The sequence below is a fragment of the Luteibacter sp. genome (genome assembly GCF_036500425.1).
Lineage (GTDB): Bacteria > Pseudomonadota > Gammaproteobacteria > Xanthomonadales > Rhodanobacteraceae > Luteibacter.
On sequence record NZ_DASYCB010000051.1, the window covers coordinates 14,338 to 34,258 of the forward strand.

A 19,921-nucleotide genomic window follows, 5' to 3' on the forward strand; every position below is an offset into this window, starting at 1 on the left:
CAGAGCGCGCCCCTAATCCGTGTTCACCGCGGTCTCATGGCAGCCTTCGCCATGGCCATTGGCACGCTGGCGACAGGCGTGTGCGCGGCGGACGCCGCGCCACCCGCATGGTCGCTGCTGCCCCTGCCAGCCGTCGCAAAGCCATCGAACGCCGGCGTCTTCGATATCGCCGGGGGCGCTACCGTGACGGTGCGCGGCATCGCCACGGCGTCCATGAAGGCCGTGGTCGACAACTTCACACAGCGCATTGCCAACGTACGCGGGCTCTCACTGCGCACGGCTGCGAGTACCGACTCGCCCGCGGCGATCACGTTCGCGATCCGCCCCGATGCAGCGGTTGTGGGTGACGAAGGCTACGCGATCACGATTGGCAAAGCCGGCATCGTTGTCACGGCTCGCACGGAACGCGGAGCGTTCAACGGTAGCGTGACGGTCTGGCAACTGCTGACGCCGCCCGGCTGGACACGAGGCGCCGTGGCGCATGTACCCTACGGCAGCATCGAGGACCACCCACGATTCGCGTGGCGCGCGCTGCTGCTCGACTCGAGCCGGCACTACCAGAGCGCCGCCGAGATCAAGCAACTGATCGACTGGATGTCGCTCGACAAGCTCAATGTCCTGGTCTGGCACATCACCGACGATCAGGGTTGGCGCCTGCCGATCCCGAAGTATCCCGAACTCGCCACCAAAGGCGCGTGCCGCGAAGCCGTGGGCAATGACAGCGAAGTCTCCGGTGCGCGTGACAAGCCCTATTGCAAGATCTACACAGCCGCCGAAGTCAGCGACATCGTGCGCTACGCGGCCGAGCGCAACGTGGAGATCGTCCCTGAGATCGACCTCCCCGGGCACTCGCAGGCCGCGATAGCCGCCTACCCGTGGCTAGGCGTGACGGGCAAGCGGCCACCCGTGTGGACCGACTGGGGCGTCAGCCCCTGGCTGCTCAATCCGAATGCGAAGAGCCTTCAGTTTGTCGATGATGTGATGGACGAGGTCATGCGCCTGTTTCCGTCGCACTACGTCTCCATCGGAGGCGATGAGGCCGACAAGCAGCAGTGGAATGCTTCACCCGAGGTCAACGCGCAGATGAAGGCGTTGAAACTTGCCAACATGGATGAGCTGCAAGGCTGGTTCATGCAGAAGGTCGCCACCTATCTCGTCGACCATGGGCGCACGCCGGTGGGCTGGGATGATGAAGTCGAAGCGGGCGTCGCACTACCTCGCGAGCAAGTGGTGATGTCATGGCATGGCGACCACGACGAACGCGTCGCGCTCGCGGCGCTGCGCCAGGGCCACGAAGTCGTCATGACACCGCAGGAATCACTGTACTTCGACCACCTGCAATCCGTGCACCCGGACGAATGGGCGGGGCCCCCTCCCGCCGTGACGCTGCGCCAGGCTTACGAAACCCAGGTGATACCGCCCGGGGCAAGCACCGCAGAAGCAACGCACGTCATCGGCGTACAGGCCGGCCTGTGGGCTGAGCAGTTGCTGACCTTCGCGAACCACCAGCACGCCACGTTTCCGCGTACCGCCGCGCTCGCGGAGCTTGGCTGGTCACCGCCGGCTGCGCACGACTGGAACGGGTTCCTGGGGCGCCTTCCTGCCGAGCTGCGCCGCTACCGCGCACTGGGCATGGGTGCCGCGGATACCGCGTTCGCGCCTGTGTTCGAGGTGTCACGTGCGGCGTCGGGGAAATTCCGCGTCGCGCTCACCAACCAGGTCGATAACGGCGAGATCCGCTATACCACCGATGGCGCTGCGCCCAACATACGGTCCACGCTGTATACGCAGCCACTCATGCTGCCCGAAGGCACGACCGTACAGGCCGCCACCTTTGCATCCGATGGTGATGTGCTCGCCACTGCCCGTTCGAAGACGCTGGATAATGCCACGCTGCTGACCCGCGATGGCGCCGCGCTGCAGACCTGCTCCGGTGAAGATCCATCGCGGCTTCAGGGCGCCCGGCCGGCGCATGGCACGAGCCCGGTGTACGCCGTAGAGATCGGCAACGCGTGCTGGATGTGGCCGGCCGCGAACCTGCAGGGCGCCACACATGTCCGCGTGACTGCGGAACGGCTGCCTTGGCGGTACGGCGATGAGGCACGCGGCGCCGTAGTGCGCCCGCGCCACGGTACGGTCGATGCCATCGAGATCCACGCGGACAGTTGTAGCGGCCCTGGGCTTGCCACGCTGCCGCTTGCGCCAACCGACGGGCAAGTGCGCCAGGAGGCCACCCTCCCCGCGCCCATGCCCGCGGGTGCCCATGCCTTGTGTGTTTTTGCAACGGGCGACCCACGCGAGGGGCAGTGGGCGCTGGGACAGATTTCGTTTTCAAAGTAGGGCGGCGCGCAGGGGCGCGTCGTGGGTTGGGGAAGACATGAAAGCACCACGACGGCGTGCGCCCAACGGCGCGGCCGGGCATTACGCGTTCCCGCACAGAAGTTCCTGAGTTCCGACAGGCAACAGTCACGAGGTCACGGTCATGTCCACAGCACTTCGCAAGCATCCCTTGTCGTTCGCCATCACGGTGACCCTGCTGGCCGTCGTATCGACGTCGGCAGGTGCCGCCACCTTCTTTGATGTGCAGCAGGATGGGCAACCCACCCAGGCCGCGACGACGCAAACCACACCGCCCCCGGCACCCGCGCCCGCCCCAACAAAAAAGGGCGACACCAAAGACAGTGACGGGGATACCGCGAAGCACGCCGTTGACCTATCCGGGATCACGGTGACCGGTGTGCGCGCCTCGCAGATGAAAGCGATCGACGTGAAGCGCGACGCTGACAAGATCCAGGACAGCATCACGGCCGAGAACATCGGCGCGCTCCCCGATACCACGATCACGGACTCGCTCCAGCGAATCACGGGTGTGCAGATCAATCGCGACGCTGGCGTGGGTACATCCGTCGACGTCCGCGGTCTCCCGCAGGTCGGCACGATGCTGAACGGCGAAGTCTTCATCACCGCCGACCAGATCGATTCCCAGCAACCTGACTTCAGCATGCTGCCGTCCACGCTGTTCCACGGTGCGGATGTCGTCAAATCGGCCACCGCCGACGAGACCGACGCAGGTATCAGCGGCGCGATCGACCTGCACACCTACCGGCCTTGGGACCTGCCTTCCGGCTTCACATACAGCTACTCCGCCAACGGTGAGCGCGGATCGACGACCAAGCACACAGGCCCCGAGGCCAACGGCCTGTTCTCCTACAACGACAACGGACGTTGGGGCTTCCTGCTGTCGGGTGACTATTCCGATACCCGGCGCATGAATTCCACTGAAGGCCTCGACCAGTATGGTGTCGTGCTCAATGGCGAAAACGCCGCGAGTGCCGGCGGCTACAACGGCTTCCTCACGCCGTGGAATGGGGCACCGATCCCGTCACAAATCGTGCAGAATGCCGACGGCAGCGTGGACGTGAACGGCGATGGCAAGTCCAATGGCGTGTTCATGGGCAGCCAGAACTTCGGCATCAACCAGATCATCACCGAGCGCAAGCGCAAGTCGGGCAACGCCTCGTTCCAGTTCGATATCGGCAACGGCTTCAGCCTGACCAGCGATTACTTCTACTCGCAGCAGCACGAGTTCGACCGGAACGTCGGCGTCCAGTTCAACTCGACCAACTGGCAGGGCGCGACGTACGTGCCGCTGCAATCGCAGGATACGGGCAAACCCGCGCTTGGCTCGTATGGCACGCCCGAACCCGGCTGGGAAGGCTCGAACATCTACACCACGCAGGTGTACCAGAAGTGGCCGGGCGACGTGGAATCGTACTCGCAGATGATCCGCAAGTTCTCCCAGGCCAAGAACCTGAACCTGCAGCTTGACTACGATGACGGCGGCCCGTTCACGGCGAGCTTGCGCGGCATCCACGACACGGCATCGCAGTCGCTCCAGGAAACCGACGTCAATATTTCCGATTCGGACGGCGCGCTGTGGCCGAACGTGCTGGCGGATGGCGTACCCGATGATGCGGTGCCACCCGGGACCATGGTCTATCCCGCGGAACTGGGTGGCAACCGTGTATTCAACCCCACGGGCATCCCGCAGAACACCATACCCATCACCGCGGATTTCCGCGGGCGGTACCTGAAGATCGGTACGCCCGCCGAGCTGGCCGCGGCATTCGCGGACCCGAACGCCTGGACCTTCAAGACGCTCGAGTCGTCGGGCAACTACGACCGCAAGGTGGCCCTCAACGCCTTGCGATTCGATGGCAAGTTCGACTTCAACGACGGCTTCAAGCTCAAGTTCGGCGTGCGCAACAGCATCCGCACCGCGGACAACCAAGGCTACACGTTTGAAACACCGGTCTACGCTGGCATGGGTGCCAGCGACCCAGGCGGCTGCCTGGTGCGCTATGTCGGTGCTGACGTGGTGTTGAACAGCGGAACGTGTACTGCAGGTAACGAGCAGGGCTACTTCCGCGCGGGGCCGTTGTCAGCCATCTCCATGCCGAAGACGGCGGCGCCGCTGGCGGACAACTTCAAGGCCTATAACAACCTGCTCGGTTCCGGCATCGATTTCTGGGCGATCGACCCGAACGCCATGAAGAACCCCGAGGCGTACTGGAAATCGCTGTACCCCGATACCGTGAGCGTAGGCGAACCGGGCACAACCTGGGGCGTACGGCTCAAGGAACTCTCGGGCTACCTCCAGGGTGATTTCAACGGCACCATCGGCGACATGACCTACAGCGGCAATGTGGGCGTCCGCCTGATCCGCAGCAAGCTCGATGTAACGCAGCACCTCAGCGGTGACCCGGGGGCTTACGGTGACGAACCGGAAGACGTGGGCGTCGATATCACCAAGCGGTCGTACCAGGACATCCTGCCCTCGGCGAACTTCGCCCTGGATGTGACCGATAGCGTGAAAGTGCGCCTGGCGTACTCGAAGAACATGATGCCGCTTGACCTGAGCACGTGGGCCGGCGGCTTGCAGTTGAACTACTCCTTGTCCGAAACACCGGATGGGCCGATATTCCGCGTGGCCAACGGCACCTCATCGGGCAACCCAAACCTGGATCCCTGGCGTTCGACCAACTTTGGCGCCTCGGCGGAGTGGTACATCAATCCCTCGAGCATGGTCAGCCTTGCTCTCTTCCGCATCAACGTGGATAGCTTCATCAAGAACGGCAGCGTGACTAACTGCACCCTGCCCGACGAAGACGGCGTGGTGCGCGACCATTGCATCGTTATCACGCAGCCGGTCCAGGGTACGGGCAACAACATCAAGGGCGCCGAATTCGACTACCGGCAAGGCTTTACCTTCCTCCCGGGCATACTCTCGAAGACCGGCATGGAAGTGAACGCCACGTACGCGCCCAGCAACTCCGGCGAGAAGGATCTGGCGGGCAAGAAGATCCCGTTCCAGGATAACTCGACGAAATCGGGCAACTTCATCCTCTGGTACCAGGATGACCGGTTCCAGGCACGCGTGGCATACAACTACCGTTCGCGCCGCGCGGTGATGGATAGTGTCGGCGGCATCACCGGCCTGGAGATGTATGAGGCACCGCAGAAGTACATCGATGCCTCGATCTCGTACAAATTCGCCAAGCAACTGGAAGTGTTCCTCAATGGCACGAACCTCACCAATGAGTACCAGAAGTACTATCTGGTCTTTCCGAACCAGCCAGGGCACTCGACGTTCTCCGAGCGCATGTTCATGTTCGGCATCCGTGGCCAGTGGTAGGCAACCCCATGAGCGAGCGTAACTTCCATCGTTCGATCGGCGTGTTCTCCGGCACCGCCATCAACATGACGCAAATGTGCGGCATCGGCCCGTTCATCACCATTCCGTTGATGGTGGCCGCGATGGGGGGCCCGCAGGCCATTGTCGGATGGATCGTCGGCGCCTTGCTGGCGATGGCCGATGGGCTGGTATGGGCGGAGCTCGGTGCGGCAATGCCGGGCTCCGGCGGTACTTACGTGTATCTGCGCGAAGCATTCCAGAAGCGCACCGGCAAGCTCATGCCGTTCCTCTTCATCTGGACGATGTTGCTGGCTATTCCCCTGCTGATGTCCACAGGCATTATCGGCATGGTGGAGTACCTGCAGTTCTTCTTCCCGAACATGGGTTGGTGGCCGGCGCATCTCGTGGGCATCGCGGCTACCGCGCTCGTCACATGGCTGCTGTATCGGCGCATCGAGTCGGTGCGTGTGATCACCGTAGCCCTCTGGGTGATCATGCTCGTCTCGATCATCGGCGTGGCGGCGGCGGGCTTCTCACACTTTGACGCTCACCTCGCCTTCGACTTCCCACCCGATGCGTTTGGCCCCCGCTTCTTCACCGGCCTGGGCGCTGGACTCATCATCGGCGTGTACGACTACCTGGGGTACAACACCACGGCCTATATTGGCGACGAGTTGCGCGACCCTGGGCACACCATGCCCCGCTCCATCATCATCTCGATCATGGCGATGATGGTGATCTACCTCCTGCTCAACATCAGCGTGCTCGGCGTGGCTCCCTGGCAGGAGATCGCGCGGTCCAGGTCCATCGCATCGCTGGTGGTAGAGCGCAGCTGGGGCCACGCCGCTGCCGCCGTGATGACTACGCTCATCATCATCACGGCGCTCGCCTCCGTGTTTACCGGCCTGTTGGGTGGCTCGCGCGTGCCGTTCGAGGCGGCACGGGACAAAGTCTTCCTGTCGACGTTCGGCCGCCTGCATGCGCGACATGGCTTCCCGCACGTCGCCCTGCTGACCATGGGCCTGGTGACAGCCATCGGTACGTTCTTCGACCTGACCGAGGTCATCAACATGCTGCTGACGGCGACCATCCTTGTGCAGTCCCTCGCCCAGGTCGTCGCGCTTATCGTGTTACGGCGGCGCGAGCCGCAGCTGCGTCGCCCCTACCGGCAATGGCTTTACCCAGTACCCTGCATCATCGCCGCGGTGGGTTGGGTTTACGTCTACTTCTCCGCATCGACCTTGTCACTGCTGCTTTCGGGTGCGTGGATTTTCGCTGGCCTCGTGGTGTTCGTGCTCTGGGCGCGAGTGAACGTGGCATGGCCCTTCGCGCCTATCGAAACCCAGCACACCGCCACCGGGGAGCTGTAACGTCATGCAGATCACAGCCCGTTCCGCCGTCGTAGCGGCCATCGTGATAAGCCTGGCATCCGGCCCCGCGGCCATGGCACGCGTCACCTATACCGATACGCGTGTGGCCGCGGAAGCCGGGACGGTGACCCCGGTTGCCCGCTGGCAGATCCAGGACAGTGCAAAGGCACAAGAAGCGGGCGCCACGATTTCCGCGATCCATTTCGCCGCCAAAGACTGGTATCCCGTTACCGGGCGCGCCACGGCCATGGCTGGCCTGCTAGAGAACGACGTCTTCAAGTTCGACGTATTCCATAGCGATAACCTGCGTGCCGCCCAGGTCCCGGATGCCAGTGGCAACCTGTTCGTGACGCCGTGGTGGTACCGCGCCGGATTCACGCTCGCCAAGGGCCCGGCATCGCGGCACACTTTACTGCGCACGCACGGCATCATCGCGAGCGCGGATGTCTGGGTGAACGGGCAGAAGGTCGCCGACCATGCCGATATCGCGGGCGCCTACCCCGTGAGAGATATTGATGTGACGCGCTGGGTACACGCCGGTGCGAACGCTCTTGCCTTGAACGTCTTTCCCGGCGACCCGCGAATGAGCCTTTCCATCGGCTGGGTCGACTGGAACCCGACGCCGCCGGATAACAACATGGGTCCGTGGCGCGGCGTCGATATCGTGCAGACGGGGCCAGTGGCGCTGAGCGCGCCACTGGTGCTCACGACGCTCTCGCCCGACCTCAAACAGGCGACGCTCGCTGTGAAGGTCACCGCTACGAACCTGGATACGGTCGCCCATGACGCGACGCTTTCGGGAACCGTCGCGGATAAGCCTTTGCAGCAGACCGTTCACCTCGCCCCCGGCGAGACGAAGGTGGTGTCGTTCGCCTCGGGGTCCGCGCCAGCCGCGACACTCGATGCACCGAGGGTCTGGTGGCCGATCGGCATGGGTGATCATCCGCTGTACACCATGGCGGTGAACGCGACCGTCGACGGCGCTCCATCTGATCACGCCACCACGAACTTCGGCGTGCGCCGCGTCGAATCGACATGGACGCGCCAGGGCTATCGCCAGTTCATCATCAACGGCAAGCCCCTGCTCATACGCGGTGGCGGCTGGGCTCCCGACATGTTCCTGCGCGACGATCCTGCGCGCATGGAAACCGAGTTTAGCTACGTCGTGAACCTTGGCATCAACACCATCCGCAGCGAGGGCAAACTGGAGAACGACCGGTTCTACGACCTCGCCGATCGGAATGGCATCCTCGTACTGGCCGGCTGGGAATGCTGTTCGAAATGGGAAGCGGCGGCGAAGACGGGTGGCCAACCGTGGAACGATGCCGACATGCGGGTGGCGCAAGCCTCGATGGCCAGTGAAGCGCGCCTGCTACGCAACCACCCCTCGGTGATTGGCTTCTACATTGGCAGCGACCATGCGCCACCCCCGGCGCTTTCCAAGATGTACACCGACACGCTACGTGCCGAGGACTGGTCGCTTCCCATCATTTCAGCGGCCGTCGACGAGAAGACCGCCGAAGCCGGCCCGTCCGGCATGAAGATGGCGGGCCCCTACGACTGGATCCCACCGTCGTACTGGTATGCCGACAAACTGGGCGGGGCCTTCGGCTTCGATTCGGAAGTCAGCGCTGGCGCGGTGATACCGCGGCTGGAGGACGTGCAGCGGATGCTGTCGGTGCAGGAGCAGGAAGCGCTTTGGAAATATCCGGAAGCCCGGCAGTACCACGCGTCGGCAGACTGGTCGACCTTCGCCGTGCTTACGCCGTTCGATACGGCGCTGGCGCAGCGGTATGGTGCGCCCACCGGACTCGCCGACTATGTGGCGAAGGCCCAGCTCGATAACTACGACAATGTGCGCGCGCAGTTCGAGGCGTTCAACGCCCACATGGGCGCTTCCAACCCGGCCACCGGCGTCATCTACTGGATGCTCAACAACGCATGGCCGTCGCTGCACTGGCATCTCTACGACTACTACCTGAACCCGGCCGGCGCGTACTACGGCGCCAAGAAGGCCAACGAGCCGGTGCACATCCAGTACTCATACGATGCGCATGCCATCGTGGTGGTGAACCACACGCTGGACGAACGGCATGGGCTGCAGGCCACGGTCCGGGTCCGGAACCTCGACGGTAGCGTGCGCTACCAGAAACAGGTGCCAGGGATCGACCTGGCAGGCAACCACACGCAGCCGGTACTCGACCTGCCCCCGATCGCGGATCTGTCCACGGTCTATTTCGTGGAGCTGGATCTCGCCGAAGCCGGCGGCAAGGCGGTCAGCCGCAATGTCTACTGGCTATCCACGCGACCGGACAAACTCGACTGGGCGAAGTCGAACTGGTACCTGACGCCGCTGACGCAGTATGGCGATTTCACCGCCCTGGCATCGCTATCCAAGGCGACCCGCGAGGTGCATGCCTCGACCGTGCGTGAGGGTGATGAGGCCGTTACCACGGTCACCCTTTCCGTGCCGTCGTCGTCTACAGCCGCCGCCGTGCAGGAGCATCTTTCGATGCGCCGTGGCGCTAAAGGCGAGCTTGCGCTACCCGTGAGGTGGACTGACAATGACGTCACGCTCTGGCCCGGCGAATCCATCGTGCTGACCGCACGCTACCCGGCGCAGGGCGCGACCGGCATGGTGGTCGAGGTGGCCGGTTGGAACACCCCCGTGGAGCAGTTCGCGGCGGGGGGCACCCAGGGAACAAAGCATTGAAGAGGCCTTCATGTCGCGCGTGACCATCAACGATGTGGCTCGTGCGTCCGATACGTCGAAGAAGACCGTCTCGCGCGTGCTCAACCAGGAGCCGGGCGTGCGCAAGGAAGTGCGCGAGCGCGTCATGGCGGCCGTCGCCGAACTGAACTACCGGCCGCTTACGTCGGCGCGTAGCCTGGCGACCAACCGCTCCTTCATGATCGGGCTGCTCTACGACAACCTGTCGCCGAGCTACATCATGGAAGTGCAGGCCGGCGTGCAGGAAGCCTGCGAGGCGCACCAGTACAGCATGATGGTGCAGCCACTGGACTCCACCGCAGCGGATTTCATGGAACGTGTCGAAGGCATCCTGTGGCGTCACCGCCCTGATGGCCTGATCCTCACGCCCCCCATCACCGACCACGCGGCCCTGCTCGCCCACCTGCGCGCCATCGAACTTCCTTTCACCTCCATCGCGCCGCGCAAGCCCAAGGGCATCGCCGGCGTCATCCTGCGCGAACGCGAGGCGGCGGCGGCGATGGTCGCGCACCTCGTCGAACTGGGGCACCGCCGCATCGCGCACATCATTGGTGACCCGAAGCATGGCGCGGGGGTGTGGCGCCTGGCGGGTTTCCGCGATGGCCTCAAGCGTGCCGGGCTGGATGAGCGCCCTGATTACATGGTGCAAGGCCGGTTCTCCTTCGAGTCGGGCGTGAACGCCGCTCGCCAGCTGCTGCGCCTGAAGCAGCGGCCCACGGCGATCTTCGCGGCAGACGATGACATGGCCGTCGGTGCCATCTGGGCCGCCGCCGAGGCTGGCGTGTCGGTGCCCGGCGACGTATCCATCTGTGGTTTCGACGACACGACGATCGCTACGCAGGTATGGCCTTTGCTCACTACAGTGCACCAACCGGTCCGCGACATGGGCAGGCGCGCCACCGAGGAGCTCTTGCTGGGGCTGCTAGGCAAAGGCGAACCCCGCATGGTCGAGGTTGAGTACCAAATGCGCCTGCGCGCCTCCACGGCGCCTGCGCGCTGATCAGTTGCACCCATCACGTCCCAAGGAAGCACACTGCATGTCCGCGACGCCCGATGCCCTCAAAACCCAGCGCCGATTCCACTTCATCTCCGGGCTGCCACGCGCGGGCACCACACTGCTTGCTGCGATCCTGAATCAGAATCCGCGCTTCCGAGCCGGCATGACCAGCCCCGTGGCCGACATCATGGGTGTGGTGGTCGCCGAGGCCAGCAGCAAGAACGATTTCGCCTTTGAGGTCTCGGACGAACAACGTGTGGCGATCCTGCGCGGCCTGGTGGAAAACTTCTACTCGGTCGATACCCGCGCCGAGGCGATCTTCGACATGAGCCGCCTGTGGTGCAGCCGCATGGGCTTGCTCAACACGCTGTTCCCTGGCGTGAAGGTCATCGCCTGCGTTCGCCAGCTGGCCTGGGTGCTCGATAGCATGGAACGCCTCGTGCTCAAGCAGCCGATCAGCGTCAGCAAGGTGTTCCGCTACGACACGAATACCACGGTGTACTCACGGGTCGAGGCGCTAACCGATCCGCGTGGCATGGTCGGCTTTGCGTATCAGGCGGCGAAGGAGGCGTTCTACGGCGAGCACGCCCATGACCACCTGCTGCTGCTCACCTACGAAAGCCTGGTGCGCGATCCCGAAGCGGCCATGCGTGCGGTCTATGGTTTCCTGGGTGAACCGTGGTTCGAGCACGACTTTGACCGCATCGCCTACAGCGCCGATGAGTTCGATGCGCGCGTCGGCATGCCCGGACTGCATTCGGTTCGCGCCAAAGTCGAGGCCGTCGAGCGCACACCGGTCCTGCCGCGCGAGGTCTTTGGGCGCTTTGCCAACGAGGCGTTCTGGATGGATCCGAAGAACAACGTCAACCAGGTAACGATCGTTTGACCATGCTGATCGAAGCGCACGGGGGCGAACTCAAGGAGCTATACCTACCCGGGGCGGAAGCGCTCGACGCCAGGCGCGCGTCCGGTGCACTGGCCAGCGTCGTGCTCGATCACCGCCACCTGTGCGATCTCGAGCTTCTTCTCGATGGCGCGTTCTCGCCACTCGATGGTTTCATGAGCGAAGCGGACTATCGCGCTGTCGTGGATGGCCTCCGCCTGGCCGATGGCACGCTCTGGCCGATGCCGATCACGTTGGATGTCTCCGAGGAGGTCGCGGCACCGCTCTCGGTCGGCCAGGACATCGTATTGCGCGACATCCAGGGCACGGCGCTTGCCATGCTCACACTTTCGGACATCTTCCGGCCCGACAAGACCCGCGAAGCCATGGGCGTGTACGGGACGCTGGATCGCCAGCATCCGGGCGTCGCCGACCTGCTCGGCCGGGGTGGTGTCTATCTTGGCGGCCGCCTTCGCGGGCTGCAGCGACCGGCCCACCATGACTTCACCGACCTGCGCGCCACGCCCCGCGAGATACGTGCGTGGCTTGCCGAGCAGGACTGGGATCGCATCGTCGCCTTCCAGACGCGCAACCCGCTGCATCGGGCGCACGTCGAGCTGACCCGGCGGGCCATGCAAGCCGTTGGCGGCAAACTGCTGCTGCATCCCGTCGTCGGACGCACGAAAGATGGCGACATCGATACGTACACCCGCGTCCGCTGCTACCGCGCGCTGTTAGCGCATTACCCAGAGGGTTCGGTGAAGCTGGCGGTCCTGCCCCTGGCCATGCGCATGGCCGGCCCGCGCGAAGCACTTTGGCACGCGATCATCCGGAAGAACTTCGGCGCGGGTTACTTCATCGTCGGCCGCGATCATGCCGGTCCGGGCAAGGATGCGTCGGGGCGCCCCTTCTACGCGCTGCTCGCGGCGCAGGCCCTGGTCGAGGCGCACGCCAACGAGTTAGGCATCACCGTGCTCCCCTTCGCCCCCATGGTCTTCTCACCGGGACGCCAGGCTTACGTCCCCACCGACGAGCTTCATGAAGGCGAGGCCGTGAGCGATGTATCCGGCACCGAACTTCGCAAGCACCTGAAGGAAGGAAGCCCGATCCCTGCGTGGTTCACCTACCCGGACATTGAAGCGATCCTCCGGCAACGCTTTCCGCGACCGGCGGACCGTGGTTGTGCCATCTTCTTCACAGGCCTTTCCGGCGCGGGCAAATCGACCATCGCCCAAGCCCTGATGGCCACCATCCTGGAAACCACGAGAAGAAAAGTCAGCTTGCTCGATGGCGACGAGGTACGAAAGACGCTTTCGGCCGGCCTGGGCTTCTCGCGCGAAGACCGTTCGGCCAACATCCTGAGAATCGCTTACGTCGCTTCGGAAGTGGTACGCCACGGCGGCATTGCCATCTGCGCGCCGATCGCACCGTATGCCGAGGACCGTGCCGCAGCTCGCGCGCTAGTCGAGGCCCACGGTGACTTCATCGAAGTGCACGTCAGCACCAGCCTGGAGGTGTGCGAAGCGCGGGACACCAAGGGTTTGTATGCGCAGGCCCGCGCGGGCGTGCTTAAGCACTTCACCGGCGTCAGCGATCCGTATGAGGTGCCGGAAAGGCCGGAGCTTCGACTGGACGGTGCGGAGCTGACGCCTGCGTTGCTCGCGGCACGTATTGTCGACGTGTTGCGGGCGCGGGAGTTGGTTGGGTAGTGACGCGGTGGGATCGAGGCGGTGTCGCACGGTTATCGCGCGCGAGCGCGCTCCTACGGGGCATCGCGTGCTTACGTTTCGCTCACATTCGTCAACGCATGCTCCTGCCACCGATCCATAGAGGGGTACACACATGCGCGCAGGTCTCATCGTTGTTGGCATCATTCTCATCGGCCTGGGTATCTGGGTGGTCATGGGCAACGGCAGCTACCAGAAGACCGATACGGTGGCCTCGCTGGGGCCCGCCAAGATCGAAGCGACCCACGACAAGGCCGTGCCGCAATGGGTGGGTATCGCCGGTATCGTGATCGGCGGCATCGTCGCCGTCGCCGGCATCGCCCGGAAGCGCTAAGCCGCTTGCGGCGGGCCTCCCGGCCGGGTCCGGGGGGCCCCGCTCCGGTACAATGGCGGGATGGACGTATCCCACCTTCTCGACGGCCTGAATGACGCGCAGCGCGAGGCCGTCAGCGCCCCACCGGGGCACTACCTGATCCTCGCCGGCGCCGGTTCCGGCAAGACCCGCGTACTCACCCACCGCATCGGCTGGCTAACCCAGGTCGAAGGCGTGCCGCCGTGGGCGATTCTCTCGGTCACCTTCACCAACAAGGCCGCGGGCGAAATGCGCTCGCGCCTCGATGGCATCGTCCCAGGCGGTACCCAGGGCCTCACGGTCGGCACCTTCCACGGTATCGCCCACCGCCTGCTACGCCGCCACTGGCGGGAGGCCGGGCTGGTCGAGGGCTTCCAGATCCTGGATTCGGATGACCAGCAGCGGCTGATCAAGCGCGTCATCGCCGGCATGGGCCTTGATGAGGCGCGCTACCCGCCACGCCAGGCGGCCTGGCAGATCAACAACTGGAAGGATGAAGGCAAGCGCCCGGATAGCATCGAGCACCGTGATCATCCGGTGACGCGCACGTTTGTCGAGGTCTACAAGGCCTATGAACAACAGTGCCAGCGTGCCGGCCTGGTCGATTTCGCCGAGCTGCTGCTGCGTGCGCACGAGCTGTGGCTAAAAGATCCGTACGTGCTGAAGCACTACCAGGATCGCTGGCGCTATCTGTTGATTGACGAATTCCAGGATACCAACACGCTGCAGTACGCCTGGATCCGCGTACTCGCAGGCAGCACCGGCCAGGTCTTCGTCGTCGGCGATGATGACCAGGCGATCTACGGCTGGCGTGGTGCGAAGGTCGAGAACGTGCAGCAGTTCCTGCGCGATTTCCCAGGCGCGAAGACGATCCGCCTGGAGCAGAACTACCGCTCCACGTCGACGATCCTGAATGCCGCGAACGCGGTCATCGCGCGCAATGGTGGCCGCCTTGGCAAGCAATTATGGACCGATGGTGACGAGGGCGACCGCATCGCGCTGTACGCCGCGTACAACGAACAGGATGAGGCGCGCTTCGTCATCGAGCGTATCCGTGAACATATCGCGGAGCATGGCAATGCGCGCGACTGCGCCATCCTCTATCGCTCGAATGCGCAATCGCGCAACTTCGAAGAACAGCTGATCCAGCGCGACCTGCCCTACCGAGTCTATGGCGGCCTGCGCTTCTTCGAGCGTGCGGAAATCAAGGACGCGCTCGCCTATCTTCGTCTGGCCTCGAACCGCCACGATGACGCCGCTTTCGAGCGCGCGGTCAATACGCCGCCACGTGGCATCGGCGATCGCACGCTGGACGAGCTGCGCCGCCGCGCGCGGCTGGAAGGCAGCTCGATGTGGGAAGCCGTGCTCAACGAGGTCGCCACGGGCAAACTCGCCGGCCGCGCGAAGAACGCCCTGCGCGCCTTCATCAGCCTGATCGACGAGATGCACCGCACGTTCCGCGGTGGCGATGTCGAAGGCAACGACGCCCCGTCGGCGCTGGATCTCGCCGAGCAGATCGAACACGCGATCGCGCACACCGGCCTGCGCGACTTCTACGAGGCCGACAAGCGCGGCAACGGCGAGGCCCGGGTGGAGAACCTTGATGAACTCGTCAACGTCGCCAGCCGCTTCGAGATGACTCCGGAAGATACCGACGCTGGACTCAACGAACTCTCTGCGTTCCTTTCGCACGCCGCGCTTGAAGCGGGCGAAGGCCAGGGCGAAGCCTGGGACGATTGCGTGCAGCTCATGACCCTGCATTCCGCCAAGGGCCTCGAATTCCCGGTAGTCTTCCTGGTCGGCATGGAAGAAGGGCTGTTCCCCAGCCAGCGCTCCACCGAAGAAGAGAATCGCCTGGAAGAGGAGCGCCGGCTGGCCTACGTCGGCATTACTCGTGCGCGGGTAAAGCTGTTTGTGTCGCATGCGGAATCGCGGCGTATGCACGGCACCGAAATGCTCGCCCGCCCCTCCCGTTTCCTGGGCGAAATTCCGCCCGAGCTGATCGACGAGCTGCGCCCCCGCGTACAGGTGTCGCGCCCGGCGTACGCCGACCGCTTCGCGGGCGGCGGCGCCAGCCTGCAGGAACAGACCGCCGTACGGCTGGGCCAGCGGGTCAGCCACCCCAAGTTCGGCGAAGGCACGATCGTCAGCGCAGAGGGCGCCGGCGCCCACATGCGGGTGCAGGTCAATTTCCAGGATGAAGGTGCCAAGTGGCTGGTTTACGCTTATGCGAACCTGACCGCGCTGTAGGGGGCCAAGCGGCGCGCGGCAGGCCTTAAAGGCAGGGCCGCGCCTGCCGCTAACAAGGGGTTGCCCGCCAGACCGCGCGGGCATGTCAGGGATCACATGATCGTCGGTACCGTCCACGGAGCAGGCCCATGACCACGCCATGGTTCCTCAGCCATCTCGGCCTCGATGCCTCGGCGGGAGAACGCGAGGTGAAGCGTGCGTACGCCCAGCAGTTGAAGGCCATTGACCAGGCCACGGACCCCGTGGCCTTCGATCGCCTGCGCCAGGCCTACGAAGTGGCCCGCGGCTTCGTTGCCGACAACGGCCAGCCGACAGCGCCCACGGCGCTCGACACCGGCAACACGCCGCCCGCACCTCGGAGCGAACCTCAGCAGGCCGTGGATGGGCATCAGCCGCCGGTGCAAGAAGCATCGCACCTGGATACTCCCACGACCCTGGGCAGGCGCGCGCTTGATCGTTTCTGCTATCGCGTACACGGCGGCGACGATGCCGATATTGCCCGCGAGCTGGCCGCCAGCCTTGCCGACCTGCGCCTGCAACACCCCGGAGCGAAGGCGGTATTCGAGGAAGGCCTGATCGAGCGACTGGCCGTGGGCGGCATGCGCCAGCGCGCCGCCGTCTTTCGTGTCGCCATGGACCAGCTCGGCTGGAATGACCTGAGTCACTTCCGCGGCCTCGGCGCCGGCGGCGGCGCGTGGATCGAGGCCGTGGAACGGCAGCGCCACACGTTGTCGCAATCCTGGGATGGCCCGCGCTTGATGGTCGCCCTTGAGGCGATCGTGCGCGGCTCGCCCATGCACGATCATCTTGATACCTGGCATGCTGCCAACGAGGCGTTGTCCCGCTACCCGCAGCTGATGGCGCTCTACCTCACGCCAGAGCAAGCCGCCGAGTGGGCACGCCAGTACACGCGCCGCCCCCGGGCTGAAGCATCCGCCGGGCCTGGCCACCGCATCGGCTGGCTACCCCTCGCCATCCTCACCGTGATGATCCTTGGCATGATCATCCGCGCCTTTGAGTGACTCTATGATCGTCGGTATCGACCTCGGCACGACCAACAGCCTCGTCGCCGTCTGGAAAGACGGTGGCCCACGCCTGGTTCCCAACGCACTGGGTAGCTTCCTCACGCCCTCGTGCGTCGGCTTTGATACGGACGGCCGTGTCCTTATCGGTGAGGTGGCCCGCGAGCGCCTGCAAACGCATCCCCATCTCACCGCCGCCCTGTTCAAGCGGTACATGGGCAGCGCCCGGATCGTACGCCTGGGCGACCGCGACTTCCGCCCCGAGGAACTCTCAGCCCTGGTGCTACGCGCGCTAAAGGAAGACGCCGAGGCATTCCTCGGTGAGCCGATCACCGAGGCTGTTATCACCGTGCCGGCTTACTTCTCCGATGCCCAGCGCAAGGCCACGCGTGCGGCTGGTGAGCTCGCGGGACTCAAGGTCGAGCGCCTCCTCAACGAACCCACGGCCGCCGCGCTGGCCTACGGCATGCACGAGGGCCAGCGCGAAACGCAGTTCCTCGTCTTCGACCTGGGTGGCGGCACGTTTGATGTCTCGATCCTCGAGATGTTCGATGGCGTCATGGAGGTGCGCGCGAGCGCCGGTGACAACATGCTCGGCGGTGAAGACTTCGCGACCCTGATCGCCGATCTCGCCTTCAGCACGGGCATCCCGGACGAAGCACGCGCCGATGCCGTCTTCATGCAGCGCCTCGGCGCACGTGCCGAAGCCGCCAAGCGTGAACTGAGCGCGCAGGGCAAGGCGTCGTTCGAGATCAGCTGGCAAGGCAGCCAGGCCAGCGTTGAACTGGATGCGGATGCCTTCGAGAAGCTCGCCGAGCCGCTTCTGAACCGCTTATGGCGGCCTATCGAACGCGCCTTGCGCGACGCGCGCATCCGCGCAGCCGATCTCGACAATGTCGTGCTGGCCGGCGGCGCGACGCGCATGAGCATGATCCGCGCGCTAGCCACGCGCATGTTTGGCCGCTTCCCGGCGGTGGGACTCAATCCGGATGAGGTGGTGGCGCTTGGCGCAGCGGTCCAGGCCGGCCTCAAGATGAAGGACAAGGCGCTCGACGAGACCGTGATGACCGACGTCTGCCCGTATACGCTGGGCACCGAAGTCGTGCGGGCGCTCGAGCAAGGCGGCATGGCCGAAGGCTATTACGCGCCGATCATCGAACGGAACACCGTCGTGCCGGTCAGCCGGGTGCAACGGTTCCATCCCGTGCACCCGCAGCAGCGCAAGATCGCGATCGGCGTGTATCAAGGCGAGTCGCGCATGGTTCGCGACAACATCCGGCTGGGAGAAGTCAGCGTCCCTATCGAGCCGGGCCCTGCGCACGAGGGCGGCGTCGATGTGCGCTTCACCTACGACGTCAACGGCCTGCTCGAGGTAGAAGTCAGCGTCGTCGCGACCGGCGAGATCCAGCGTCTGGTGATCGAGAGCGGACAGGCGCACATGTCAGATGAGGAAATCGCCCGCCGTCTTGCAGCGCTCGCCGCACTCAAGATCCACCCACGCGATACGCTGGAAAACCGCACCCTGCTCGCACGCGCCGAACGCATGTACGAGCAACTGCTGGGAACGGCGCGCGACCACGTCGGCCAGATGATTGCGCACTTCGAACAGGTGCTAGCCAGTCAGGACCCCAGGCTTATCGCCCGCGATGCGGTGCAGTTTCGTGACGCGTTGAAAGCTATCGAGTCCGATAGCTACTTTGCCCCTGACCGCATCGACTGACCCGTTAGGGCATGGCAGCGCTTCCCTGGCACCTCGAAACCCTGGGCCTCCCTCCCCATGCCGATACGGTGATGGTGCGGCGGGCTTATGCCGCGCAGCTGCGCCGGCTCGACCCTGGCGTGGATCCCGAGGCATTCCAACGCCTGCGTGAGGCTTATGAAGCGGCGCTGGCCTGGTGTGACGAGCAGCCCGTGACGGACGACGTCATCATCATGGCGCCAGTGAAAATCACGGCGGATGCAGGAGAGAGCGAGCCGCCCACTCCCATCCCGCCTGCGCAGGACGCAGCCGCGCAGGAAGCCATGCAACGGCTTCGCGAAGGCGCCAGGCGCGGTCACGCTGATGCCATGGCCACGCTGCTTGACGATACGCTGGTCTCCTTGCGGCTCGGCTATATCGATGCGCCCGGCCAGTTCGAAGACCTGCTTATCGATGCGCTGCGTGCTAGTTCGATCCCGCAACGGTCGGCCCTGTTCGACGCGGCTGCCACCGCATTTCATTGGCATGAAGTGGGGCGACTGCGCGCCGGGGATCCTCGCGCGGCATGGATTGCTTGCGTCCTGGCCCAGCGCGAGATCTGGCATGCGCTGGACGCTGGCTGGCGCGCGACGTGGCTTGAACTCATCACCCGCGCGCACGCCGGCATCGATGGCTACATAGCCCGGCGCTGGCCCGACGTCGGCCGGTTGACTGAACTACTGCCCGACTGGCTCATGCTGCACCTCACGCCGGCCCAGATCAGCGCGTGGAAAGCCGCGTTTGATGCCCTGCCGCCGTCCACGCAAGACGAATTCAGACAACGCGCGGCACCCGCATCAGCGATCGTGCCGATCGGCGCGCGACCGCCGGTGCGCCGGCGGTCGCTACGCCTCCCTCCCCTGGCCTGGACGATCCTGTGGTTCGTCGGGATGCTCGTCTACCTGATCCTCAATGGGATCCAGACCGCGAGTCGCGAGGGCAAGAGCGAGCCCTTGCCGAACTTCAACGAGGCTGCGTTGACCCCTCGCGAATGCGTGGAACTCTATGCGCGCTTCGATCGCCCGGATGCGTTCGCCGGCATGCCTGCCACGGATGTGGTGCAGGCAAAGCGGCGCGCCCAGCGTTGCGCACTGGACGGCCACTGGCACGCACCGAGCGGCACGGGCGAGTCGTCAAACGACCACTAAAGGAGCGA

The 19,921-nt window shown here is 64.7% G+C and carries 12 protein-coding genes; all 12 read left to right on the top strand.

Features of this window, described 5'->3' with window-relative positions; genetic code table 11:
• The first annotated feature begins 36 nt into the window (after positions 1 to 36).
• The 12 genes from VGN46_RS12485 (at position 37) to VGN46_RS12540 (ending at position 19,913) form a co-directional block, all read left to right on the top strand.
• Entirely contained in the window at positions 37 to 2,340 is a 2,304-nt protein-coding gene (locus VGN46_RS12485; RefSeq protein ID WP_331644036.1) for a family 20 glycosylhydrolase, read from the top strand.
• A gap of 142 nt (positions 2,341 to 2,482) precedes the next feature.
• Positions 2,483 to 5,695, top strand: a complete 3,213-nt coding sequence (locus VGN46_RS12490) for a TonB-dependent receptor (protein WP_331644037.1) — start codon at positions 2,483 to 2,485, stop codon at positions 5,693 to 5,695.
• 8 nt (positions 5,696 to 5,703) lie between these two features.
• Positions 5,704 to 7,065, top strand: coding sequence for an APC family permease (locus VGN46_RS12495; protein WP_331644038.1), 1,362 nt, complete (start codon positions 5,704 to 5,706; stop codon positions 7,063 to 7,065).
• Between the two features lie 4 nt (positions 7,066 to 7,069).
• Positions 7,070 to 9,778 (top strand): glycoside hydrolase family 2 protein, encoded by a 2,709-nt coding sequence (locus VGN46_RS12500; RefSeq protein ID WP_331644039.1) that lies wholly within the window; start codon positions 7,070 to 7,072, stop codon positions 9,776 to 9,778.
• Between the two features lie 10 nt (positions 9,779 to 9,788).
• A complete protein-coding gene (locus tag VGN46_RS12505; protein WP_331644040.1) occupies positions 9,789 to 10,796 on the top strand; it encodes a LacI family DNA-binding transcriptional regulator in 1,008 nt (335 codons plus the stop codon).
• Positions 10,797 to 10,833: 37 nt separating this feature from the next.
• A complete protein-coding gene (locus VGN46_RS12510; protein WP_331644041.1) occupies positions 10,834 to 11,679 on the top strand; it encodes a sulfotransferase in 846 nt (281 codons plus the stop codon).
• A 2-nt stretch (positions 11,680 to 11,681) separates the two neighbouring features.
• Complete coding sequence (locus VGN46_RS12515; protein ID WP_331644042.1) at positions 11,682 to 13,385, top strand: bifunctional sulfate adenylyltransferase/adenylylsulfate kinase; 1,704 nt, start codon at positions 11,682 to 11,684, stop codon at positions 13,383 to 13,385.
• A gap of 133 nt (positions 13,386 to 13,518) precedes the next feature.
• Complete coding sequence (locus tag VGN46_RS12520) at positions 13,519 to 13,737, top strand: hypothetical protein (RefSeq protein WP_331644043.1); 219 nt, start codon at positions 13,519 to 13,521, stop codon at positions 13,735 to 13,737.
• Positions 13,738 to 13,797: 60 nt separating this feature from the next.
• A complete protein-coding gene (uvrD, locus tag VGN46_RS12525) occupies positions 13,798 to 16,005 on the top strand; it encodes a DNA helicase II (protein WP_331644044.1) in 2,208 nt (735 codons plus the stop codon).
• Positions 16,006 to 16,133: 128 nt separating this feature from the next.
• Positions 16,134 to 17,027: a hypothetical protein gene (locus VGN46_RS12530; RefSeq protein ID WP_331644045.1), complete on the top strand. Its 894-nt coding sequence runs from the start codon at positions 16,134 to 16,136 to the stop codon at positions 17,025 to 17,027.
• The gene (locus VGN46_RS12535) at positions 17,020 to 18,747 is read left to right on the top strand and encodes a molecular chaperone HscC (protein ID WP_331644046.1); all 1,728 of its coding nucleotides are present in this window, start codon (positions 17,020 to 17,022) and stop codon (positions 18,745 to 18,747) included. The genes VGN46_RS12530 and VGN46_RS12535 overlap by 8 nt, the downstream gene beginning before the upstream one ends.
• Positions 18,748 to 18,758: 11 nt before the next feature.
• Complete coding sequence (locus tag VGN46_RS12540; RefSeq protein ID WP_331644047.1) at positions 18,759 to 19,913, top strand: hypothetical protein; 1,155 nt, start codon at positions 18,759 to 18,761, stop codon at positions 19,911 to 19,913.
• Positions 19,914 to 19,921 lie beyond the last annotated feature (8 nt).